We start from the raw sequence: 20,351 nt of genomic DNA, 5'->3' as shown, positions 1-20,351 counted from the left end.
CTAGGGACGCCGGGCACCGGCGGTCGCGTGCCACGGGTCATGACCTGCACCCATGACTTGTGGCACCCGCCGCACGTCGCGGACCTGCCGTAGCGTTAGACCGTGCGACGCCCCGGAGCCGAGACCGTCTCAGGCCTGACCGTGCTGGCGGTGTGCTTCACCGTCGTGCTGATCGTCCCGCTCGCCGTGGAGAGCCCGGCATACCTCATCCCGGTGTGGACCTGGTGGGTCGCGGCCGTGTGCTACCTGTCGGTGACTGTCTGGGTGATGATGCAGCCGTCGGGCGCTCGCCGTACGGTCGCCGGCGTCGCCGCGCAGACGGCGCTGGCCGGCGTCCTCATCATCGGCGTCCCGGGCGCCGGGTGGTTGCCGATCCTGCTCGTGTTCGGCGCGGCGCTGAGCACCTACCTGGTGTCGTGGCGGGCCACCGCGGTGGTCATCGTCGTCAACACCGCAGTCCTGGTGGTCGGCTTGGTGCTGGGCGCCCGGCTGCGGGACAGCGAGGTGCCGGTGGTGGAGATCGTGCTGAGCGCCGGGCTGTACCTGCTGCTCCAGGTCGCGTCGGCACTGGTCAGCGCCGTCCTGCAGCGCGAGCAGCGGCTGCGCACCGAGCTGTCCGTGGCGCACACCGACCTCGCCGCAGCCACCGTGCTGCGCGACGAGACGAGCCGCGCCTCGGAGCGGCTGCGGATCGCGCGCGAGCTGCACGACCTGCTCGGCCACCAGCTCACCGTGCTCACGCTGGAGCTGGAGTCGGCGACCCACCGCACGGGTGCCGCGCAGACCGAGCACGTGGAGCGTGCGCGGAGCATGGCGCGCGAGCTGTTGGGTGACGTGCGGACGACGGTGGGCGAGCTGCGCCGTCGGGCACCCGACCTGCGCGAGGCGCTCGGTGCGGTGGCTGACGCGGTACCGCACCCCCGGGTGGTGGTGTCCGTCGCCGACGACGTCTCCGCGGACGAGGAGCAGACCGCAGCGCTGGTCCGGGTGGCCCAGGAGGCCGCGACGAACGCCGTGCGGCACGCGGAGGAGGTGACGCAGCTGACGTTCGAGGTCGGCGTCGCGAACGGCATGCTGACGTTCGTGGCGCAGGACGACGGCTACGGCGCGGGCCGGGTGACGCCGGGCAACGGGTTGCGGGGGATCGTCGAGCGCACGGAGGCGCTGGGCGGCAGCGTGCGGTACGCCGGCGGACGCGGGTTCCGTCTCGAGGTCGCGATGCCGCAGCGGGTGCTCTCGTGAGCGTCGCGGGCGGCGGGTCACCCGCGACGCGGGTGGTGCTGGTGGACGACCAGACACTCGTGCGCCACGGCATCCGCAGCCTGCTGGAGATCGCGGGCGGGGTGGAGGTGGTCGCGGAGGCGGACGACGGCGGCTCCGGGGTCTCGGCCGTGGTCGAGCACGATCCTGACGTGGTGCTCCTCGACCTGCGCATGCCCGGCACCGACGGGCTGTGGGCGTTGGGCGAGCTCCGCCGTCGTCGGCTGGACGTGCCGGTGCTGGTGCTGACCACGTTCGACGACGACGAGCTCGTGCTGGCGGCGCTGCGAGCGGGCGCTCAGGGCTACCTGCTCAAGGACGTGACGGTCGAGCAGCTCGCGGGCGCGGTCCGCACGCTGGCCGACGGCGGCACCCATGTCCAGCCGTCGGTGACGGCCCGCCTGGTCCGGGCGCTGGGGTCGGGTGCCGTGCCGGAGGTCGCGCCCGGGTTGCGGGAGGCGTTCGTCCAGCCGCTGACCGAGCGTGAGACGCAGGTGCTGCGGCTGATGGCAGAGGGCTGCACCAACCGGGTGATCGCCGACGTGCTCCACCTGGCGCCCGGCACGGTGAAGAACCACGTCTCGGCGGTGCTGCTCAAGCTGGACACGACCGACCGGACCAAGGCGGTGCTGCGCGCGCTGCACCACGGCTTGCTCGGTTGAGACGCAAGCAAGCTGTGTTGTGGGCGGGAAATCTGGCCCGATATGCCTGGTTGGTACGGATGTCGGCGCCAGACTTCCCGCCCACAACCCTGCTCAGCAGGTCTGGTTGCTGCTGTCGTTCCAGGTGATGTTCGTCAGCCGGGTGTTGTCCCCGCAGGGCGACTCACGGATCGACGTGCCGTGCAGGGAGAGGTTCGCGAAGGTGACGTCGCGGGTGTTCGCGAACTCCGAGCGGGCGGCGATGCGGATGTCTCCCGGGCCGGAGACCGTGCCCCCCTGGGACGCGATCGTCACGTTGTAGCAGTTCTCGACGAGGATCGCGTTGGACCCGGTGTCGGCGATGTCGACACGCTCGATCACCGCTCCGCCCGACTCCGAGACGCAGAAGATGCCGCGCCCACCGCCGCGGGCGACGACCTCACCGACCCGGATGTTGGTCGGGTAGGAGCCACCGACGGACCCGTTGCGGTTGGCCATGCGGAACGCGGCATAGCCGGTCCCGGTGCCCGCGCCCTGAGCGTCGACCTTCCCGACCGTGGCGTTGACCGTGTCGTTGAGGAGCAGGCCGGAGTACCCGGTGTTCCGGGCGGTGACGGTCCCGATGGTCAGGCCGTCGACGCCGTAGGTCTCGACCCCGTGGTTGTTCGTGCCGGAGACGTAGACGTCGTCGATCCGGATGTTCCGCGCCTCGCGGACGGCATCGTCGTCCCGGGAGTCGATGCGGATGCCGAGGCCGCCGGACAGCCGCAGGTCGATCTGGCCGAGATGCACGTCGGAGGACGTGCGTACCCAGACCCCGAAGTACGGGGCGCCGGTGAGGCTGAGGTGGGGGACCGACACGTCGCGGGCGTGGCGGATGCGGATCGGGGCGTTGTTCCCGCTGGCCGAGCCCGTCACGTCGATCGTGCCGCAGACCTCGAGGGAGGTGTGGCTCGGCAGGTCGATCGAGCTGGAGGCGGACATCGAGCCGGAGCCGCGCACGACGACGCGCTCCTGGGTCGTGCGGCCGGCGGTGAGCCCGCCGACGGCGGCACGGACGGCCGAGGCCATGTCGGAGCCGGAGTAGAGCGTCGTCCCGCCGCGGTGCGCGGTCCAGGTGGAGCCGGAACGGACGGCCTCGGTGGTGAAGCTCCCGCTGCCGCACTCGGTGCTCCCCGGCTCGTCGCCGACCGGGACGAGGTCCCAGACCTGGTTGGCGCCGCCGAGCGACGTGTACTGGCTGAGCCGGTCCGCCGGGGTGGTGGACCACTCCCACACCTCGAGCGCCTTGCCGCTGTTGCGGTTGACGAGCTGGACGCCGCCGTCGGTGTCGACCGGCCGCCACTGCTGGTTGGCGCCCCCGGTGTCGGTGTACTGACGGATCTCGGCGCCGTCGGCCGTGGACTTCTCCCAGACGTCGAGGGCCTTGCCGGAGTGGACGGAGACGATGCGGTAGTAGCCGGAGCCGGCGTCGACGAAGTGCCACCGTTGCCAGGCCGCGTCGGTGCGGTGCCACTGGATGATCTCGGCGCCGTTCTCGGTGGAGGCGTCGAGCACGTCGGCGACGAGGCCGCTGTGCCGGTTGACCAGCACGTACTCGGTGCCGGTGTCGATCGTGGCGGCCCGGGCCGCGGGCGCTCCGGCGACGGTCAGCGTCGCCGCGGCGATGATCAGGGCGACCAGCGACGCCAGCAGGCGCCTGCTGGTCCGCCACGGGGTGGTGCTCGGGAAAGCGATCGTTCGCACGTCGTGCTCCTTTGCATCGATGGCGTGCCGGGCGGCCCCCTCGCCGCGGCTCTACATCGATGAACGTACAGCGGTTCCGTCGCCGGGGGGAAGCGTTGTCTCACCCGGTGGGATACTCGGGGGCGTGCAGCTCCCTGTCGTGTGGTCCCTCGTCCTGATCCTCGCCGCCGTGTGGAACCTCGTGGTCTGGCCCCAGTTCTGGCGCCGCGTGACGAAGGACCCGCGCGCCCGCGACGAGGCCGGGCGGCCCACGCGCTTCTACACCGTGCACGCGGTCCTCGTCGGCGTCTCGGTCGCCCTCGCCCTCCTGGTCGGGGTCGTGGGGGTGCTCGGCGTCCTGGGGAACGGCGGCTGACCCGCGACGTGCTGCGCGCACGCGCGTTGCGCGTGACCATGGGGTCATGAGGGCCATCTGGAAGGGTGCGGTGACGTTCGGTCTCGTCAACGTCCCGGTGAAGCTGTACAGCGCGACGTCCGACCATGACGTCTCGCTGCACCAGGTGCACGACGCCGACGGCGGCCGGATCCGCTATCGGCGCGTCTGCGAGCTCGACGGCGAGACGGTGCCCTACGAGCACATCGACAAGGCCTACGACGACGGCGAGCGCATGGTGGTGCTGACGAAGGACGACTTCGCCGCGCTGCCGGCCGAGACCAACCGCGAGATCGAGGTCGTGGAGTTCGTGCCGAGCGACCAGGTCGACCCCGTGCTGCTGGACCGCACCTACTACCTCGAGCCGGACTCCAAGAGCCCGAAGGCGTACGTGCTCCTGCGGCGCACGCTCGAGGAGACGGACCGGACCGCGATCGTGAAGTTCGCGCTGCGCCAGCGCACCCGCCTGGCCGCGCTGCGGGTGCGCGAGGAGGTCCTCACCCTGCAGACGCTGCTGTGGGCCGACGAGATCCGGGAGGCCGAGTTCCCGTCCCTGGACGGCTCGACCTCCGTCTCGGACAAGGAGCTGGCGATGTCCGCCCAGCTGGTGTCGAGCTACGAGTCCGACTTCACGCCCGAGGACTACACCGACGAGTACCAGGCTCAGCTGCGCCAGCTCATCGAGGCCAAGATCGAGAAGGGCGACACCCTCGACCCGGCCGAGACCTTCGGCGCCAAGGAGGAGGGCGAGGGTGCGGAGGTCGTGGACCTCATGGAGGCGCTGAAGCGGTCCGTCGAGTCGTCGAGGTCGTCGTCGAAGTCCGGTTCGTCGTCGAAGTCGTCGAAGTCCTCGAAGTCGTCCCAACGCCAGACCGGCTGACCCGCCGGGCGGGAGCGCCCCACCTCAGCCGGTGCGGGTGGGCTGGGTCGCGACGAGCCGATCGACGATCTGCAGGAGCTCGTCCAGGTCGGGCGACTGCGCCCCGATCGAGCTGCGGTGGTAGAGACCGTCGCTGATCAGCATGATCGCGTGCGCGGTCGGCGCGTCCTCGACCTGGGTCGTGACGGCCCGGGTCCAGGTGTCGTGCGCCGTGTCGAGCGCGGTGCGGGCGTGCGGTGCGGATCCCTGCGCGAGCTGGGACACGCCGCGGAACGCGAGGTCGAGCTCGCCGCCCGTCTCCAGCGAGCTCCGCAGCAGGTAGGCCACGGGCCCCTCGGGTGCGGACGTCATGACGGCCACGTCGGCGGCGATGAGGGCGTGCAGGTGGTCCACGAGCCCGTCGACCAGCGCGTCCCGGGTGGGGAAGTGGTACAGCAGGCCGCCCTTGGAGACGCCGGCGCGCTCCGCGACCGCGTCGAGGGTGGCGGACCGCTCGCCCGAGGTGACGAGGAGCTCGGCGAAGGCGTGCAGGACCTTGGCTCGTGCGGCGGGGGCGGGAGGCATGGTTGTCAGGGTAGCGGGCCAAGCGTTACTGTACCGTCTGGACGGTACAGAAGATCGGCGCGCGGCGTCGCCCTGGCCGCCGCTCGTCGTGAGAGGAACGTCGTGACCACCATCTCGGTGACGACACCGCAGCCCTCGGCACCCGCGCTCCGCGACCGTCGCTGGATCGCTCTCGTCGCCCTGATGCTGCCGGTGCTGCTCGTGTCCGTGGACAACACCGTCCTCAGCTTTGCCCTGCCGCAGATCTCGGCAGACCTGCGGCCCACCGGCACGCAGCTCCTGTGGGTCGTGGACGTCTACCCGCTCGTCCTCGCCGGCCTCCTCGTGCCGATGGGATCCCTGGCCGACCGCGTCGGCCGCCGGCGGCTGCTCCTCGTCGGGTCGATCGGCTTCGCCGTGGTCTCCGCCGTCGCCGCCTTCGCGCCGACCGCCGACATGCTCGTGGCCACCCGTGCTGCTCTCGGGTTCTTCGGGGCGATGCTCATGCCCTCGACGCTCTCGCTCCTGCGCAACGTGTTCGTCGACCGGGAGGAGCGGCGGCTGGCGATCGCGATCTGGGCCACGGGGTGGGCGGCCGGCAGCGCTCTGGGTCCCATCGTGGGCGGGCTGCTGCTCCAGCACTTCTGGTGGGGCTCCGTCTTCCTCCTGGCCGTTCCCGTGCTGGTCGTCTTCCTCCTGCTCGCGCCTGCCGTGCTGCCCGAGTCGAAGGACCCGGAGCCCGGCCCGCTCGACCTCGTCTCCGTGGCCCTGGCCATGGTCACCATGACCCCGCTCGTCTGGTCGGTCAAGAAGGTCGCCGCCGACGGCGTCACGGCGACCGCGCTCGCCGCGGTGACGGTCGGCGTCGTGAGCGGCATCCTCTTCGTGCACCGCCAGCTGCGCCGGCCGGTGCCGATGCTCGACGTCCGGCTGTTCCGGATCCCGGCGTTCGGCGGCGGCGTCGTGGTCAACCTGCTCAGCGTGTTCTCGCTGGTGGGCTTCCTGTTCTTCGTCTCCCAGGACCTGCAGCTGGTGCACGGGCTCGCCCCGGTCGAGGCAGGGCTGGCGCTCCTGCCCGGCACGGTCGCCATGGTCGTCGCGGGCCTGAGCGTGGTGCGCATCGTGCGGCGGCTCCCGGCGCAGCGCGTCGTGGCGACGGCACTGCTCGTCTCGTCGCTCGGCTACCTGCTGGTCGCCCTCTTCGGGGGATCGGGACTGTTCGCCCCGCTGGTCGTCGCCTTCGTCGTGCTCTCGCTGGGGATCGGTGCCGCCGAGACGGTGAGCAACGACCTCATCGTCTCCAGCGTGCCGGCCGCGAAGGCCGGTGCCGCCTCGGCGATCTCCGAGACCGCGTACGAGCTCGGCGCCGTCCTGGGCACCGCCGTGCTCGGCAGCATCCTGACGGCGAGCTACGCCGCGTCCGTGGTGGTGCCCGCCGAGGTGCCGGCGTCGGACGCCGCGGCGGCCACCCAGACCCTCGGGGGCGCAGCCGAGGTGGCGGCGGGGCTGCCGGCGGCGACGGCCCGGGCGCTCGTCGAGTCGGCCCAGCAGGCGTTCGCCGGCGGGGTGGGGCTCACGGCGGCGATCGGCGTCGTGCTGATGCTCGTCGCAGCCGGTGTCGCGTTGCTCACGCTACGAGACCAGCGCCGCTGAGCGCGCCGGGTTGTGAGCGGGCCGCTTCGTCGGTGATCGTTGGTCCACCATGCGCGACAGACCCATTCCGCCCCGCTGGCTGCGCTGGGCGCTCGCCGCCCTCGCCGCCGTCGTCCTCTGCGTCGGTCTCGGGGTGACGACCGCGACGGCGACGCTGAGCCTCGGGCCCCATGAGGCCGACTACGCGGTGGACACCGACGGGCTCGTCGTGGTGGACCTCGGGCCGCTCGGCACGCTCGAGATCGACTCGCCGCTGCCGCTCGGTCTCGGGGTCGACATCACCGTCAAGGAGATCCCCGCCGATCTCTCGGCCGTGGGCGCGTCGTCGACGCTCGACCGGCTCGTGGGCGACCTCGACAGCTACCTGCAGTTCTACGACAGCCCCCAGGTGACGGTCGACGCCGTGACCGCGGCGCTGCTCACCGATGCCGCCCGGCGCACGCTGCTCGCGCTCGCGTTCGTCGGCCTCGTCGGCTGGGGGGTGCGGGCGGTGCTCGGCCGGTCCCGGCGGCGCGAGCTGGCCAGGGTCCTCGCGCCGCGGACGTGGCAGATCACGGCCGGCGTCCTGGTGGTGACGTTCATCGGCACGTCGCTCGTCTCGGCCGACGTCGACGTGCCGCGCTCGGGCCGCCCCGCCTCGGCTGTGTTCGAGGGGACGGCGCTGGAGGGTGCGCGGATCACCGGGCGCCTCGCCGGGGTCATCGACACCTACGGCGGTCAGCTCGTGGAGCTGTACGACGAGAACGAGGCGTTCTACGAGGCCGCGCGCGACGACCTGGGCAGCGCGTGGAACGCGTGGGAGATCCGGCACGCCGTCCGGACGAGCCTGGCCGAGCAGCTGGACGACGGTGCGGACGAAGCCGTGGCGGGGGACGACGGCGAGGACGTCGTGTCGATGCTCGTCGTGTCGGACCTGCACTGCAACACCGGCATGTCGACGGTGATCGAGGAGGCAGTCCAGCGCTCGGGCGCCGAGGTGGTGCTCAACGCCGGCGACACCACCATGAACGGCACCGCCGTCGAGAAGGTCTGCGTGGACGCGTTCGCCTCTGCCGTGCCCGACGGCGTCGAGATGGTCGTCGCCGACGGCAACCACGACTCGGTCCTGACGTCCGAGCAGGAGGCCGCCCACGGCCAGGTCGTGCTCGACGGCAGCGTCGTCGAGATCGCCGGCGTCCGCGTGCTCGGTGACCGCGACGTCCTCGAGACCCGGGTCGGGGAGGGGACGCAGGCGGCCCGTGAGCAGCTGCCGGACGAGCAGGCCGCCGAGCTGGCCGTGACGGCGTGCGAGGACGACGTGGACCTGCTCCTCGTCCACACCCCGGTGATCGGCCTGCCCGCCCTCGAGTCCGGGTGCGTCCCGCTGCAGGTCTCCGGGCACACCCACCGGCGCTCCGGCCCGGAGCAGGTGGGCCGCGGGCTCCGGCACGTCTCGGCCAGCACTGCCGGTGCCGCGTCCGGGCAGCCCACCGTGGGCCCGTTGCGTGGCACGGCCGAGATGACCCTGCTGCGGTTCGACCGGGAGGCCCGTCAGTGGTTGGACAGCCAGGTGATCGCGGTCACGCCGACCGGCCAGGCGACGGTCTACGACCGCGTGCCGATGCCCGCCGTCGTGCCGCCGGTCGGCGAGCTGGACGACACGACCACGCCCGTCTCGCCGACGCCGGAGGGCGAGCCGTCCGGCACGAGCTCGCCCTCGGGGTCCCCGGCCGTCGACGGCCCGCTCGCGCCCTGAGCGAGCGGGCCCCGCGTAGGCTTTCAGGCGTGACCGACACCGAGACGCAGCCGGCCGACCTCACGTCCGTGGCGCAGGACTACCTCAAGACCATCTGGTCCGCGCAGGAGTGGAGCGACGAGAAGGTCACCACCGGGCTGCTCGCCGACCGGCTCGGCGTCGGTCCGTCGACCGTCTCCGAGACGGTCCGGAGGCTGACGGCGCAGGGTCTGCTGGGCCACGAGCCCTACGGCGGGGTGTGGCTGACCGATCTCGGACGGCGGCACGCGTTGACGATGGTGCGGCGGCACCGGCTGATCGAGACCTGGCTCGTGCGTGAGCTCGACTACACGTGGGACGAGGTGCACGACGAGGCCGAGGTGCTCGAGCACGCGGTCTCCGACCGCCTGGTGGCCCGGATCGACGCGCGCCTCGGCCACCCGGACCGCGACCCGCACGGGGACCCGATCCCGACGGCGGACGGCCGTGTCGTGCGGCCGGACGCCGTGCTGCTCGCCGACCTCGCCGCCGGGCAGAGCGGTGTCGTCGCGCGGATCTCCGACGCCGACCCGGAGGCGCTGCGGTACCTCGCCGGGCTCGGCCTGGAGCTGGACGTCGAGGTCACCGTGGTCCGGCGCCGGGACTACGCCGGGACGCTGTCGGTGACCTGGACCGGGGCGGAGGGGCCGGTGTCCGTGGATCTCGGGCACCTGGCGGCCTCGCGCATCCGCGTGGTCCCCGCGTAGGCTGGGCGCATCCCCGACGGCGTGCTCGCGATGCTTGCGACGCGCCGTCGAATCGTTTCGAGCGCTTCCGAACCCCGAGGACCCCTGTGACCCTGGCTCCCTCCCGCCCCGCCTCGCGCCTCAGCCCGGCCTCCTGGGCGCTCTTCGCCCTGACGCTCGGGGGCTTCACGATCGGCACCACCGAGTTCGCGACCATGGGCATGCTCCCGCAGTTCGGCGCCGACCTCGGCGTCAGCGACCCGACGGCCGGGCACGCCGTCACCGCCTACGCCATCGGCGTCGTGGTGGGCGCGCCGCTGCTGACCGTCGCCGCGGCGCGGATGTCGCGCCGTCGGCTGCTGCTGTGGCTCATGGGGTGCTACACCGTGGCGAACGTGCTCTCGGCCGCCGCGCCGAGCATCGAGTGGCTGGTGGCCGGCCGGTTCCTCGCCGGGCTGCCGCACGGAGCGTTCTTCGGCGTCGGGGCGGCGGTGGGCGCCTCCGTCGCCGGACCGGGACGGCGCGGGCACGCGGTGGCCGTGATGATGACCGGGCTCACGGTCGCCAACGTGGTCGGCGTGCCGCTGTCCACCGCCGTCGGCCAGGCCTTCGGCTGGCGCCTCGCCTTCGTGCTCATCGGCGTCCTCGGGGGAGCGGCGCTGGTCGGGCTCTGGCGGTTCGTGCCCGAGCAGGGGGCGGTGGAGTCGAGCGTGCGGAAGGAGCTCGGCGCGCTGGCGAACGGGCCGATGTGGGTGGCGTTCGTGGCCGGTGCCATCGGCTTCGGCGGGCTGTTCGCCGTGTACACCTATGTCGCGCCGACGGTCACGCAGGTCACCGGGATGTCGGAGGGCTCCGTGCCCTGGGTGCTGGCGGTGATGGGCGTCGGGATGACCGTCGGCACGCTCGTGGGCGGCCGGCTCGCCGACCGCTCGGTGCTCGGCACGGTGATCGGCGGATTCCTGACCACCGCCGCGGCGCTCGTGCTGTTCGCGCTGACGGCAGGGTCGCCGGTCGGTGCCGTGGCCGGGCTCTTCCTGCTGGGCGTGACCTCCCAGGTGCTGGGCCTGGCGATGCAGACACGGCTCATGGACCTCTCGCCGCGGGCGGAGTCGCTCGGAGCCGCGCTGTGCCACTCGGCCCTCAACCTGGCCAACGCGGGCGGTGCGTTCTTCGGCGGGCTCGTCATCGCCGCCGGGTACGGGTACGTCGCGCCCGCCTGGACCGGCCTCGCGCTGACGTTCGTGGGTCTGGCTATCGTGCTCGCCTCGGCGCGGACCAGGGTGCGTCGCGCCCCGGTGAGCGCCGCGAGCTCCTGACGATGCACCCAGCGCCCTCCCAGAACCGTGCGGTAGCCTCACCCGCGTGAGCGACACGACGGTGAGCACCGACGGCTCCCACGGGAGCCCTGACGACCTCGACCGCGCGGGCGCCGCACCCGGGCTGCGCAGGTTGTCCGGCCGGACCTTCGGCACGCTGCTGGTGGTGCTCGGCGGGATCGGGTTCGGCGGCTCGCTGTGGCTCGCGATCGAGAAGGTCCTCAAGCTGCAGGACCCGGACCGCGTCACGTCGTGCAGCATCAACGTGTTCCTGGACTGCGGTGTCGCCATGGGTTCGTGGCAGGGTGCGATCCTGGGCTTCCCCAACCCGTTCCTCGGGGTGGCGGCCTTCCCGGTGGTGATCACCACCGGGATCGTGCTGCTCACCGGGGCACGTCTGCCGCGTTGGTACATGCTGAGCCTGTTGGCCGGCAGCGTCCTGGGCCAAGGGCTGATCGTCTTCCTGATGTGGACCAGCTTCTACGCCCTCGTGGCGCTGTGCCCGGCCTGCATGGTGGTGTGGACCATCATGTGGCCCCTGCTGTGGGTGCAGGTCGTGCACGCCGTGCAGACCGGTGACCTCCGGGCGGGCGACGGGCTGCGACGCGCCGTCGTGGGCAACCGCTGGGTGATCCTCGCCATCGGCTACGTCGTCTCCGTGGCCTGGCTGCTGCTCGCCGTCGGACCGGCCCTCGTCGCCTCGTTCTGAGCCGTGGAACACCGGCCGGGCGACGATCGCCCGGCCGGTAGACTCGCCGGCGTGAGCACGCCAGAGACCGAGACGCAGCACCGCCCCGCCGAGCCCGCCCACCGCTACACGCCTGCCCTCGCGCAGGAGATCGAGGAGCGCTGGCAGGACCGCTGGGACGAGCGCGGCACGTTCTACGCCGCGAACCCCACGGGCGAGCTCACGGGTGGCGACGGCGAGCGCGCCGGCGGCGGCAAGCCGTTCTTCATCATGGACATGTTCCCGTACCCCTCGGGGGCGGGTCTGCACGTGGGGCACCCGCTCGGCTTCATCGCCACCGACGTGGTGGGCCGGTTCCGGATGATGTGCGGCGACAACGTGCTGCACGCCATGGGCTTCGACGCGTTCGGCCTGCCCGCCGAGCAGTACGCCGTCCAGACGGGCGAGCACCCGCGCGGCGTGACCGGGCGCAACATCACGGTCTACAAGCGCCAGCTGCGGCGCATGGGGCTGGCCCACGACCCGCGGCGCTCCTTCGCGACCATCGACTCCGACTACGTGCGTTGGACCCAGTGGATCTTCCTGGAGATCTTCGACTCCTGGTACGACCCAGAGTTCGTGCGGTCGGACGGCGGCCGCGGCAAGGCCCGTCGCATCGTCGAGCTCGAGGCCGAGTACGCCGACGGGACCCGGACCGTGCCCGGCGGGGACGCGTGGACCGACCTGAGCGAGGGCGAGCAGCGCGACGTGCTGGACTCCCAGCGCCTGGCCTACGTGGACTCCTCGCCGGTCAACTGGGCGCCCGGACTGGGCACGGTGCTGGCCAACGAGGAGGTCACCTCCGACGGCCGCTCCGAGCGTGGCAACATGCCGGTCTTCACCAAGAACCTGCGCCAGTGGAAGATGCGCATCACCGCCTACGCGGACCGCCTGACCGACGACCTGGACCTCATCGACTGGCCGGACAAGGTCAAGGCGATGCAGCGGAACTGGATCGGCCGCTCCACCGGCGCGAACGTGCGCTTCCACGTGGTCGGTTCCGGCGATGCCGCCGTGGACGCCGCGGGCGCCGGCGGCGAGATCGAGGTCTTCACCACCCGTCCGGACACGCTGTTCGGTGCGACGTTCATGGTGGTCTCCCCGGAGCACCCCCTGCTGGACGAGGTCCCCGCCTCGTGGCCCGACGGCACGCGCGACGCGTGGACGGGCGGGCACACCAGCCCGGTCGACGCCGTCGCCGCCTACCGCAAGGAGGCCGCCGCCAAGACGGCGGTGGAGCGGCAGGCCGACGCCGGCAAGAAGACGGGCGTCTTCACCGGCCACCTGGCGGTCAACCCCGTCAACGGCGCCACCGTGCCGGTGTTCACCGCGGACTACGTGCTGATGGGCTACGGCACCGGCGCGATCATGGCGGTGCCCGGCGGCGACGATCGCGACTTCGCGTTCGCCCGGGCCTTCGAGCTGCCGGTCGTGCACACCGTCGAGCCCGCGGGCGGGCTGCCGGACGGCCACGAGGGTGCGTGGACCGGCGACGGCGTGACCGTGAACTCGGCCAACGACGAGATCTCGCTGGACGGCCTGGGCGTCGCGGACGCCAAGGCCAAGATCATCGACTGGCTGGAGGCGAAGGGTGCCGGCGAGGGCACCACGACGTACCGGCTGAACGACTGGTTGTTCAGCCGCCAGCGCTACTGGGGCGAGCCGTTCCCGATCCTGTGGGACGAGGACGGCCGCCCGGTCGCCGTCCCGGGCGACCAGCTGCCGGTCGACCTGCCCGAGGTGCCCGACTACTCCCCGCGCACGTTCGACCCGGACGACGCCGGCTCCGAGCCGGAGGCGCCCCTGGGCCGCAACCAGGACTGGGTCGACGTGACCCTGGACCTCGGCGACGGGCCGCGGCAGTACCGCCGCGACACCAACACGATGCCGAACTGGGCCGGGTCGTGCTGGTACTACCTGCGCTACCTGGACCCGACCTGGGGCTCGGAGCGCTCCGGCGACGCGGCGGACGGCACCCCCGTCGTCGACCCGGAGCTGGAGCGGTACTGGATGGGTCCGCGGCACAACGACACCTCCGGCCCGGCCGGCGGCGTCGACCTCTACGTCGGCGGCGTGGAGCACGCCGTGCTGCACCTGCTGTACGCCCGGTTCTGGCACAAGGTGCTGTACGACCTGGGCCATGTCAGCTCCCGCGAGCCGTTCGGCAAGCTGTTCAACCAGGGCTACATCCAGGCGTACGCCTTCACCGACGAGCGGGGCACGTACGTCCCGGCCGCGGAGGTCGAGGGCGACGAGCAGACCGGCTGGACGTATGAGGGCGCACCGGTGGAGCGCGAGTACGGCAAGATGGGCAAGTCGCTGAAGAACGTCGTGACGCCGGACGACATGTACGCCGAGTACGGCGCCGACACGTTCCGCGTCTACGAGATGGCGATGGGCCCGCTGGACCTGTCGCGCCCGTGGAACACCCGCGACGTCGTCGGTTCGCAGCGGTTCCTGCAGCGGCTGTGGCGCAATGTCATCGACGAGGAGTCCGGCCGTACGGTCGTGACCGATGCCGAGCCGGACACCGAGACGCTCCGCGCGCTGCACCGCACCATCGCGGACGTCCGCGTCGAGATGGAGCAGATGCGGCCCAACACGGCGATCGCCAAGCTCATCACCTACAACAACCACCTGACGGGACTGGAGTCGGTGCCGCGCGCCGCCGTCGAGCCGCTGGTGCAGATGGTGGCGCCGATCGCGCCGCACATCGCCGAGGAGCTGTGGGAGCGGCTGGGCCACGACGAGTCGCTGGCCCGCGAGCCGTTCCCCGTCGCCGACGAGCAGTACCTGGTGGCGGAGACGGTGACCTGCGTGGTGCAGGTCAAGGGCAAGGTGCGGGGCCGCCTGGAGGTGGCGCCGGACATCTCCGAGGCGGACCTGCAGGCCGCCGCGCTGGACGAGCCCAACGTGCAGCGTGCGATCGACGGCGCCGAGATCCGCAAGGTGATCGTGCGTGCGCCGAAGCTCGTGAACATTGTCGTCTGAGCCGGAGCGGAACCGCAGGCTCGGACGACGCAGGGCACGGTCGTCTGGCGGCTTCGTGACGAGCGCACGACTGGCGACGGCGCTCGCCGGGGTCGGGCGCGCCTTCGCCGCGCCCACGCTCGGGCTGCTGCACAAGGCGGAGGCCCCGCTGGTGGTGGCGGTGCTGCGCTGCGTCTTCACCCCGGACCGGCCCACGGTCGCCACGGAGCAGCTGCACGTGGAGGTCGACGACCTGCTGGCCGAGCTGCGAGCAGCCACCCAACCGCGCGACACGGCCGACGACGTCGCTCGGGGACCTGGGGTCCCGGACGACCCGGCCCGCGTGCTGTGCACGCGGTGGGTGCGCGAGCGGTGGCTGGTGCGGTCGTTGGACGACGACGGCGCCGAGCGCTACCGGCTCTCCAGCTACGCGGCCGAGGCGCTCGACGTCGTCGCCCGCACCCAGGGCACCCGCGGCCTGGTCAGCGAGTCGCGCATCCGGACCCTGCTGGTCACGGTGGAGGACCTGGCGCGCGACGCCCACCCGGACCGGGATGCCCGGATGCGCGAGCTGCGGTCCCGCATCGACGAGGCGCAGGCGGAGCTGGGCCGGCTCGAGGCCGGGGGAGAGGTGGAGTCCGTCGAGCCAGCGCGGCTCGCCGAGCAGTACGACCACGTGCTCTCCCTGGTGCGCGAGCTGCCGGCCGACTTCGCGCGGGTCGCGGAGTCGATCGCCGGCCTGCAGCGCGAGATGGTGACGCGGCTGCGGCAGGACGAGCGCACCACGGGCGTGGTCGTCGCCGAGTACCTGGACGCCTCGGAGAACCTCCTGGAGCGGACGCCGGAGGGCCGGGCGTTCGCCGGCGCCATGGAGCTGCTCGGCGACCCGGACCTGCTCGACGGTCTCGAGCACCGGGTCCGGTCGATCCTCGAGCACCCGTTCGCGGCCGAGCTGCCGCCGGACCACCGGGCGGTGCTGCAGTCGTTGCGGGCCCAGCTCGTCGGTGCGATCGAGGTGGTGCTGGCCGCGCAGGCACGGGCGTCCCGGACGGTCACCGCGCAGATCCGCCACCACAACCCGTTGCGCGACCGCGAGCTCGACGACGCGCTGCGCGAGGCGACCGCCGCGATGGCCGAGTGGTTCCCCGCCTCGGGCCGCGCCGCGCGGGTGGAGCCGCTGCGCTGGTTCGAGCGTGCGCGGCCCGGACGGCTGCGCACCGCGCTGCACGACCTGCGCCCGGAGACCCCGCCGGACGATCTGGAGGACTGGTCCGACGGCCTCGTCCCGGGCGACGAGATCGCCGACCTGCGCGCCATGGGGGGACCGCAGCACGCCGAGATCCTCGCGCACCTGGGCACGATCGACGGCGCGTCGAGCATCGGCCAGGCGTTCGCCGCCGGCCCGGGGTCGTTGCGCCGCCCGGTGGAGCTGCTCGGCTACCTGGACCTCGCCGCCGACGACGGCGGGGCGTCGGGCGACGTCCCGGCGGACGGCCTCGAACAGGTCGCCACGAGACGTCCCGACGGGACGGTCCGCGACTTCGTGCTGCCCCGCACCCCGATCAGGAGGACGGATGACTGAGCTGGACACGGAGCCACGCGCGGCGCAGGCGCCGGATCCGGACGAGGCCGCGCCGTCGGGCACGTTCGTCGAGGCCCTGGCGGTGGAGGACGACGATCCGGGGCTCTTCCCGGGAGACACCGGTGTGCTGCCGTTCGAGGCCCGCCGGGTGCTGGCGCTGCTGCTCCAGCGGCGCTACCTCGCCGCGGCGGACCACCCGGTGGAGTGGAAGGCGCTGCTGACCCACCAGCAGGTCGTGTCCTCGCGCCTGCACGACCTGTTCGTCGAGCTGGTGGTGGACCGAGACTACGAGATCGCCTACAAGCGGCAGGTCCGCTCCGACGGTCTGACCATCCCGGTGCTGCTGAAGGACGAGCCGTACAAGCGGGTCGAGACCCTGCTCATGCTGTTCGTGCGCAACCGGTTCCGTCAGGAGCAGGGCGCGGGCCAGGCGGCGGCCTACGTGGACGCCGAGGAGATGGCCGACTACGCGCTGGGCTTCCTGGCGCACGACGAGACCAACCTGTCCGCACGGAGGCGGGAGATCGACAACGCGGTGGCGGCGCTGGCGCGCGAGCGGGTGCTGGAGGAGGTCGCCACCGGTCGCTACCGGATCCTGCCGGTGGTGGAGATCCTGCTGCCGGTGGACCGGCTGCGCGAGCTGACCCGGTGGCTGCACGGGGCCGACGAGCAGGCCGTGCCTGCCCCGCAGCCGGACGAGGACATCGCGGCGAGCCCGCAGGAGGCGGACGAATGAGCGTGACGACCCCGACACGGATGAACGACTCCCTGTTCGGGCTGATCCCCGCGGCCTCGGACGGCCGGCAGTGGACGGCCCGGTCGATGCAGCTCGTGAACTGGGGCGGCTACCACGGGCACCACGAGGTGCGCTTCTCCGCGGCGGCGACGCTGCTCTCGGGTGCGTCGGGCTCCGGCAAGTCGACCCTGCTGGACGCCTACATCGCGCTGATGATGAGCCACACGACGCCGTTCAACGGCGCCTCGAACGGCGCTGCGGCCGGCCGGGCGCGAGGACGCGAGCAGCGCAACGTGCTGTCCTACGCGCGCGGGAAGCTCGACGAGTCCCGCGCGGACGGCACCACGAGCCGCGAGCAGGTGCTGCGCGGGGACGGGGCGGACACGTGGACCGCCATCGCGATGTCGTGGTCCGACCAGTCCGGCGGGGTCCTGACGGCGCTGCGCGCCTGGTACGTGCCCCGTGGGGCGACCCGCAACGAGGAGTGCGTCGTCGTGCGCGCCACCGCCGACGACACGTTCGACCTGCGCGAGCTGGAGCCGCTGGCCGCCGGGCGGTTCGCCCGGGCAGGGCTGACCGACGCAGGGCTCACGACGTACGACACGGATGTCGCCTTCGCCACGCGGCTGCACTCGGCGCTCGGCATCGGCGCCGCCGGTGACGGCCACAAGGCGATGCAGCTGCTGGGCCGCATCCAAGCGGGGCAGGCGATCACCACCGTCGACGCGCTGTACAAGGCGATGGTGCTCACCGAGCCCGAGACGCTCGAGGTCGCGGACCGCGCCGTCGAGCACTTCGACGAGCTCAGCGCCGTGCGCACCGAGATGCTCACCGCGAACCGGCAGGTCGAGGTGCTCCGCCCGATGCGGACCTTGCGCGAGCAGGCGGAGGCCGCGCAGCATTCGGTCGCGCTGCTGGACACCCTCGGGGTGCCCGACAACGGTGCAGGGGGCGAGTCCGCCGGCCCCACGGTGTTCGGTGCCTGGCGGGACGGTCGCCGGCTGGCGTTGGTGCGCGCGGAGGAGGGCGCGAACAGGTCGGCGCACCGTGCCGCCGAGGAGCGTCGTACCGCCGCGGTCGCGCGGATCGCGTCGGCCGAGGCGGACCTCGAGGACGTGCGGGCGTCCCTGCGCAGCCAGGGCGGCGACGCGATCGAGTCCACGGAGCGGGAGATCCGGCGTCGGACCGAGGCTCTGGAGGAGACCCGTACGGCCCGTACCGGCCTGGAGACCCACCTCGGGGTCCTGCAGGAGCAGGTCGCCACGCGCCGGGACCTCGACCGGGTGCTGCGCCGCGCGCACGAGCTGGTCGAGTCGCGCACGCGCCGGGCCGGGGAGCACGAGGAGGAGGTCTTCGCTGCCCGCCAGGCGGTGGCCGAGGCGGAGAAGCGTCTCGCGCGGCTCGAGCAGGAGCGCGCGTCGCTGTCCGGACGTCGCGGCAACATGCTGGCCGAGGACCACGCGGCGCGGCTCGCGCTGGCCGAGGCGGCCGGCCTCGAGGTCGACGAGCTGCCGTTCGTGGGCGAGCTGATCGAGGTGCGCGGCGAGTACGAGCCCTGGCGCGAGGCCGTCTCCGTCGCGCTCGGCGGGTTCGCCACCACGCTGCTCGTCGACGCACAGCGGCTGGCGGACTTCCGGGCAGCCATCGACGGGGTGCCGCTGCGCCGGCGCGTCCGGTTCGAGGGGGTGCCCACCGGGCTGCCGCTCGACGACGACGCCGACCCGTCGACCCTGCCCGGCCGGCTCGAGGTCAAGGCCGGCCCGTTCGGCGGCTGGCTCGCCCGACGCCTGGCCGAGCAGTACGCCTACGTCTGCGTGGACGACCCCACCGAGCTGCGCGCCCACCGGCGGGCGCTCACGCGCACGGGCCAGATGTCCGACGGCGCCCGCGGCGCGCACGGCGGTGCGGGACGCGCGTCGGTGCTCGGGTTCTCGAACACCCGCCGGCGCACGCGCATCGAGCACGACGTCGATGACGCTCGGGCGGCACTGCGCGACGCCGGTGCCGCGCTGGAGGGGGCTCGGCTGCGGCAGGCGGCGCACACCGACGAGTTCGTGGCGGCCAGCCAGGCCCTCCGCCTGTCCTGGGAGGACGTCGACGTCGCCGGCGCCGAGCAGGCGGTGGCCGACCGCACCGCACGGCTCGCGGCGCTGCGCGACGGATCCGACGCGGCGCGAGGCCTCGCCGAGGACGAGCAGCGCCTACGCTCCCGCCTCACGGAGCTCTACCGTGAGCGAGCCGACGCCGAGAACCGGGTGCGCGAGCTGGGTGAGCAGTGGGCGGCCATCACCGACCTCGTGGACCGGGTGACCGACTCGGTCGACCAGGCCGAGCGCGCGGACGTGGCGCCGTCGTCAGTTCAGCGCGACCGCCTGGACGCGGCGCTGGCCGCGGTGGCGCCGTCGGACCCGGAGACGCTGTCGCTCGCCGCGCTCGAGCAGGCGACCGCCGGCGTCGTGCGCGAGCTCGTGCGCGACCGCGACGAGGCGCTCGAGGCGGGTCGCTCCGCACGGGCGGCGCTGCGCAACGTGTTCGAGCGGTTCTGCGACGCGTGGCCCAACCCCAACCTGGGCACGGACCCCGACGAGTCCTACGACGACTTCGCACGGATCCTCGACGAGATCGAGGAGCAGCGCCTCTACCAGCTCACCGAGCGCTGGTCGCGCACGTTGGGTCGGCTCAGCGGGCACGACCTGACGTTGCTCGGCAACGTGATGAACCGGTCGGTCGCGGAGATCCGCGAGCGGATGGAACCCGTCAACGCGATCCTGGCCACGCTGCCGTTCCGCGACGACACCCACCGCCTGCGCATCACCGCCCAGGTGACCGAGGCGCGCGACGTGGCCTCGTTCCGCCGGCAGCTGCGCGACCTGGCCGGCGACCCGGGCGAGCAGACGCCCGCGGAGCGCCAGCGGAGGTACGAGCGCATGGCGCGCCTCGTCGATCGGATCCGGCCCGACTCGCCGGAGCGGCGCCGACTGGTGGACGTCCGTGAGCACGTGCGCATCAGCGCCGAGTGCGTGGACCTCGCAGGACACCACGTGAGCGTCTACGACCACATCGCCGGCAAGTCCGGAGGGGAGTCGCAGGAGCTCGTGGCGTTCATCGTCGGGGCGGCGCTGCGCTACCAGCTCGGTGACGCCGATGCCGAGCGCCCGCGGTACGCGCCAGTGTTCCTCGACGAGGCGTTCATCAAGGCCGACGCGCGGTTCGCCGGGCGAGCTGTGGGCGCGTGGCGCGGACTGGGCTTCCAGCTCGTGATCGGTGCGCCGCTGGACAAGGTCAGCGCGCTCGAGCCGCACGTCGACGTCGTGCTGCAGGCCGTCAAGGACGCTGCGGGGCGCTCACGGCTGGTGACGCTCGTCGGCGCCTGATCGAGTCAGCCGATCGGCCAGACGATGTCGGGCGGTACCGGTCACCGGAGCTCCACGACGTCGGGGGCGGAAGGACGAGCAGAACCATAGAGTGCCGGGACACGGGGCCGG

General features: G+C 72.8%; 15 protein-coding genes. 13 read left to right on the top strand and 2 right to left on the bottom strand.

The window, feature by feature from the left end; translation table 11 throughout:
- Positions 1-102 precede the first annotated feature (102 nt).
- Both ACWAT2_RS03010 and ACWAT2_RS03005 read left to right on the top strand, forming a co-directional pair.
- Positions 103-1,242, top strand: coding sequence for a sensor histidine kinase (locus tag ACWAT2_RS03010; protein ID WP_402371117.1), 1,140 nt, complete (start codon positions 103-105; stop codon positions 1,240-1,242).
- Positions 1,239-1,922 (top strand): response regulator, encoded by a 684-nt coding sequence (locus tag ACWAT2_RS03005; RefSeq protein ID WP_402371119.1) that lies wholly within the window; start codon positions 1,239-1,241, stop codon positions 1,920-1,922. The genes ACWAT2_RS03010 and ACWAT2_RS03005 overlap by 4 nt, the downstream gene beginning before the upstream one ends.
- A 93-nt stretch (positions 1,923-2,015) precedes the next feature.
- Here the strand turns inward: ACWAT2_RS03005 and ACWAT2_RS03000 are convergent, their stop codons facing one another.
- Positions 2,016-3,647: an RICIN domain-containing protein gene (locus tag ACWAT2_RS03000; protein ID WP_402371121.1), complete on the bottom strand. Its 1,632-nt coding sequence runs from the start codon at positions 3,645-3,647 to the stop codon at positions 2,016-2,018.
- A 124-nt stretch (positions 3,648-3,771) separates the two neighbouring features.
- Here ACWAT2_RS03000 and ACWAT2_RS02995 point away from each other — a divergent pair, with 124 nt between their 5' ends.
- Positions 3,772-4,002 (top strand): SCO4848 family membrane protein, encoded by a 231-nt coding sequence (locus tag ACWAT2_RS02995; protein WP_402371123.1) that lies wholly within the window; start codon positions 3,772-3,774, stop codon positions 4,000-4,002.
- A gap of 46 nt (positions 4,003-4,048) precedes the next feature.
- The gene (ku, locus tag ACWAT2_RS02990; protein WP_402371125.1) at positions 4,049-4,900 is read left to right on the top strand and encodes a non-homologous end joining protein Ku; all 852 of its coding nucleotides are present in this window, start codon (positions 4,049-4,051) and stop codon (positions 4,898-4,900) included.
- Positions 4,901-4,924: 24 nt separating this feature from the next.
- Here the strand turns inward: ku and ACWAT2_RS02985 are convergent, their stop codons facing one another.
- Positions 4,925-5,464, bottom strand: coding sequence for a TetR/AcrR family transcriptional regulator (locus ACWAT2_RS02985; protein WP_402371127.1), 540 nt, complete (start codon positions 5,462-5,464; stop codon positions 4,925-4,927).
- 102 nt (positions 5,465-5,566) lie between these two features.
- Between ACWAT2_RS02985 and ACWAT2_RS02980 the strand changes: the two genes are divergently transcribed.
- The 9 genes from ACWAT2_RS02980 (at position 5,567) to ACWAT2_RS02940 (ending at position 20,240) form a co-directional block, all read left to right on the top strand.
- Positions 5,567-7,096: an MFS transporter gene (locus tag ACWAT2_RS02980; RefSeq protein ID WP_402371130.1), complete on the top strand. Its 1,530-nt coding sequence runs from the start codon at positions 5,567-5,569 to the stop codon at positions 7,094-7,096.
- Positions 7,097-7,145: 49 nt separating this feature from the next.
- Entirely contained in the window at positions 7,146-8,831 is a 1,686-nt protein-coding gene (locus tag ACWAT2_RS02975; protein WP_402371133.1) for a metallophosphoesterase family protein, read from the top strand.
- 29 nt (positions 8,832-8,860) lie between these two features.
- Entirely contained in the window at positions 8,861-9,556 is a 696-nt protein-coding gene (locus ACWAT2_RS02970; RefSeq protein WP_402371136.1) for a metal-dependent transcriptional regulator, read from the top strand.
- 86 nt (positions 9,557-9,642) lie between these two features.
- Positions 9,643-10,851: an MFS transporter gene (locus ACWAT2_RS02965; protein ID WP_402371138.1), complete on the top strand. Its 1,209-nt coding sequence runs from the start codon at positions 9,643-9,645 to the stop codon at positions 10,849-10,851.
- A gap of 46 nt (positions 10,852-10,897) precedes the next feature.
- Positions 10,898-11,560, top strand: a complete 663-nt coding sequence (locus ACWAT2_RS02960) for a vitamin K epoxide reductase family protein (protein WP_402371139.1) — start codon at positions 10,898-10,900, stop codon at positions 11,558-11,560.
- A gap of 51 nt (positions 11,561-11,611) precedes the next feature.
- The gene (leuS, locus tag ACWAT2_RS02955; RefSeq protein WP_402371141.1) at positions 11,612-14,569 is read left to right on the top strand and encodes a leucine--tRNA ligase; all 2,958 of its coding nucleotides are present in this window, start codon (positions 11,612-11,614) and stop codon (positions 14,567-14,569) included.
- A gap of 55 nt (positions 14,570-14,624) precedes the next feature.
- On the top strand, positions 14,625-16,130 hold the full coding sequence (locus ACWAT2_RS02950) for a DUF3375 domain-containing protein (RefSeq protein ID WP_402371143.1): 1,506 nt from the start codon (positions 14,625-14,627) through the stop codon (positions 16,128-16,130).
- Positions 16,123-16,866: a DUF4194 domain-containing protein gene (locus ACWAT2_RS02945; RefSeq protein ID WP_402371146.1), complete on the top strand. Its 744-nt coding sequence runs from the start codon at positions 16,123-16,125 to the stop codon at positions 16,864-16,866. The genes ACWAT2_RS02950 and ACWAT2_RS02945 overlap by 8 nt, the downstream gene beginning before the upstream one ends.
- Complete coding sequence (locus ACWAT2_RS02940) at positions 16,863-20,240, top strand: ATP-binding protein (RefSeq protein WP_402371149.1); 3,378 nt, start codon at positions 16,863-16,865, stop codon at positions 20,238-20,240. The genes ACWAT2_RS02945 and ACWAT2_RS02940 overlap by 4 nt, the downstream gene beginning before the upstream one ends.
- Positions 20,241-20,351 lie beyond the last annotated feature (111 nt).

It is taken from the genome of Isoptericola sp. GX10416, assembly GCF_056590155.1.
Note: the sequence above shows the minus strand (reverse complement) of the source record. Positions and strands in the feature narration are given on the sequence as shown.

Excerpts from the sequence above, each read along its gene's own strand:
- ku (WP_402371125.1), top strand. The coding sequence starts at position 4,049 with ATGAGGGCCATCTGGAAGGGTGCGGTGACGTTCGGTCTCGTCAACGTC.
- ACWAT2_RS02985 (WP_402371127.1), bottom strand. The coding sequence starts at position 5,464 with ATGCCTCCCGCCCCCGCCGCACGAGCCAAGGTCCTGCACGCCTTCGCC.
- ACWAT2_RS02975 (WP_402371133.1), top strand. The coding sequence starts at position 7,146 with ATGCGCGACAGACCCATTCCGCCCCGCTGGCTGCGCTGGGCGCTCGCC.
- ACWAT2_RS02945 (WP_402371146.1), top strand. The coding sequence starts at position 16,123 with ATGACTGAGCTGGACACGGAGCCACGCGCGGCGCAGGCGCCGGATCCG.
- ACWAT2_RS02940 (WP_402371149.1), top strand. The coding sequence starts at position 16,863 with ATGAGCGTGACGACCCCGACACGGATGAACGACTCCCTGTTCGGGCTG.